Source organism: Chamaesiphon sp. GL140_3_metabinner_50 (assembly GCF_025361915.1).
Lineage (GTDB): Bacteria > Cyanobacteriota > Cyanobacteriia > Cyanobacteriales > Chamaesiphonaceae > Chamaesiphon.
This window is the reverse complement of sequence record NZ_JANYJC010000267.1, coordinates 1-3,204: the sequence shown is the minus strand read 5'-3', so window position 1 is coordinate 3,204 and position 3,204 is coordinate 1. Positions and strand designations below refer to the sequence as shown.

The following is a 3,204-nucleotide window of genomic DNA, read 5'->3' as shown; positions in this document are numbered from 1 at the left end:
ACTTCGACTTCGCTCAGTGCGAGTAGCACTACCAACTATCCAGTCGCCCAACTTAGTAATGCGAACCCCAAGGATGACGATCTAGTATTTGCAGGTGGCTTTCCTGGGCGCGATCGCATCAATAGCCCACTGTGGCAATGGCAGCTCAATCCTGGCTCGATTTATGACAAGGATCGAGGTAAATTTCGCACGCAAAATCTCGATTCTTTTGATAATGGGTACGATCTGATTTATACGAGTATTACTTATGGAGGGATGAGTGGTGGGCCATTATTCGATACCGAGGGTAGAGTAATCGGTTTACATGGCAAAGCAGAAGGGGATGAGAATAAAAAATTAACTTCGGGTAATAGTCTGGGAATATCGATTAAGTCGTTTATTGCAATAGCGACTCAGTTAAAAGTTAGTCCATCCAGTCTGAAAATCGGTCAAAATTTGCCAGCCGAATTAACCCCGATCGATCTAGCAACAGTTAACGCTGTGCGGAATAGTCTGGCAAAACCAGCCGATCGCCAGGATGGAAGACAGTGGCATGAATACGGCAATCAGCTAACGCGTACCAAGCAATATTCAGCCGCGATCGCTGCCTTCGATCGAGCGATCGAGATCGAGCCACAAACATATAAACTGTATGGAAATTATGGTAAGGCAAGGGCTTTTGCGGGTTTAAAGAACTACCAGGAGGCAGTCTCTACAATTTCAACAGCAATTGCTAATATCCCCAGATCGCAAGAGCGCGATTATTACTATTTTTGGGCATATAAAAGCGCGTATCTCGAACAAATAGATAAACATAACGAGGCATTTCAGGCAAACGAGCGGGCGATCGAATTTAGACGGGACGATCGGTTGTTATTTAGTACACGAGCAACATTATTGGGCAGTCAGCAAAAGTATCAGCAATCCATTGCTGCTTTTGACAAACTAATTATTCAGCAACATGAAGATTATCTTTATTACAAACGCGGCTACTCAAAATATAGGGCGGGAGATTTAAAAGGAGCATTATTAGATTATAATACGGCGATCGCGCTCAATCCTGGCTTGTCGATGGCTTATTTTTTTAGAGCAGGAACTAAAGAAGAGCTAGGCGATTTAGGTGGAGCTATTGCTGATTTTGGGATGGCAATCTCACTCGATCGCAAACCAATATCTGCTTATCATAATCGAGGAATTATTAAAGCTACGCGATTTAATGATTATCGGGGTGCAATTAGCGATTTAAATCGAGCGATCGCACTCGCGCCTCAAGATAGCTCTCATTATCATTCCCGCGCGGTAATCAAAAGCTCATCAGGAGATTTTCAAGGCGCGATTGCCGATGAGACTCTAGCGATCGCTCTCGATCCAAAAGTTATCGAATACTACTGCAACCGAGGAAATTATAAAGATATATCAGGCGATTCAGTAGGTGCGGCTACCGACTATCGATCGGTACTGAAGCTCGACGATCTGGCAAGCAATCTCGATGCTGCCAATCCTAAAGATTTTAGTTATTATGCTTGTCGAGGTAACGCCAAGCGTGGATTGGGAGATTTGAAAAATGCGATCCTAGACTACGATCGCGCGCTCGATTCCGTGAGTAAAATGCTAAATATACCGAACAAGAATGCTACTGTTAGTATTAGTATTTACAAAACTAGAGGTATTATCAAAGACCAGCTCGGAGATTTTCATGATGCGATCTCAGACTACGATCGAGCGATCTCGATCGCTCCTAAAGATAGCGGACATTATACTTTACGCGGTTCGGCTAAAGCTAGCCTTAAAGACTTTACAGGTGCCATCTCTGATTATAATATCGCCATCAGTCTCGCGCCCAAACAGAGCATGTCTTATAGCTTGCGTGGCGCGTCCAAAGCTAGACTCAAGAATTTTATCGGTGCAATTTCTGATTATAATATCGCCATCAGTCTCGCACCGAAAGAGAGTATCTCTTATAGTCGGCGAGGTGAGGCAAAATCTCAGATCGGAGATATTAAAGGTGCGGTCGCCGACCAAGATCTAGCAATTAACCTCGAACCTAAAAATACTAAGTATCAGCTCATTCGATCGACTACTAAATTTAAGTCAGGAGATTTCAATGGGGCAATTGCTGACTGCGATATGATAATTAACATCGAGCCGAAAAACACTTTAGCTTATCTAATTAAAGGAAATTCTCAGTCTAAGCTCGGAGATCTAAAAGGTGCGGTGATGAATTACGATCGGGCACTGGCGATCGATCCTAAAAACGATATCGCTCGCGCGATTCGAGGTATTACTAAATTTCAGTTAGGAGATTATCAAGATGCAATTATCGATTTCGATCGGACGCTTGCTGTCAATCCTCAAGATCGTAATACTTATAACCTCCGAGCGAATGCTAAATCTCAACTAGGAAATTATTCAGGTGCGGTTGGCGATCTCGATCGGGCGATTGCGAGCGATCCCAAAAATGATAATTATTATACCGATCGAGGTTGGTTTAGATTCCTGATAAACGATCTCGAAGGTGCGCTCGCCGATTGGGAACGGGCACTAGCATTAAAGCCTAGTGCTAGTGCCTACAATAATCGCGGATTTTATCGAGTAGTAATGGGTAACGATCGGGCGGGATTAGTCGATCTCGAACAGGCGATCGTGCTGAATCCTAAATTAGCAGATAGTTATGCAATTCGAGGATTTATTCGAGACAGCATGGGGAATAAAACAGGCGCAATATCTGATTATCAGCAAGCCTTGAAACTCAATCCCAAAATAGTAACTGAATGGCAAAAGGATGCTAAACAGTTACAAAAGTCTAATAATCTAGCGGCTTACCAGAAGTATCAGCAGATCGTCCGAGCATTAACCGCTCAACAGTAATTTCCGAACACAGAAAGTGACGATCGCCAGACACAAATCGATCGATGCTTTGTAACAAGAATTATTTGTATTAAAAGTTTCGGAGACAACAGTTTATGCAAATAACCCCTCAATCGAGCATTTCAATCGCATTTCGATTGAGTAGTCAATTTCAATCGATAGCATAGTATTCTTCTGGGGCGGCGAAATAGCTAATATCAATATCAGACTTAGGATGCTGAGTTTTCCACCACTCAACGTAATGAAGATTGGTACAGAAGCCAAGAACTTCAGATTTCAATTCTAGAGCGATCCCGCTTTCTGTGATACGATCGCACGTTATACAAGTGCAAGAAACTGAAACGTCTGGCTCGATCG

Annotated in this window: 2 protein-coding genes; one reads left to right on the top strand and one right to left on the bottom strand. The window is 43.1% G+C overall.

Translation table 11 applies throughout. From position 1 onward, the window contains the following. On the top strand, positions 1–2,847 hold a 2,847-nt coding region (locus tag Q0R35_RS13365; RefSeq protein WP_295618982.1), incomplete at its 5' end, for a tetratricopeptide repeat protein. A gap of 151 nt (positions 2,848–2,998) precedes the next feature. Here the strand turns inward: Q0R35_RS13365 and Q0R35_RS13360 are convergent. Then, the coding region (locus Q0R35_RS13360) for a hypothetical protein (protein ID WP_295618979.1) at positions 2,999–3,204 on the bottom strand (206 nt) is incomplete at its 5' end.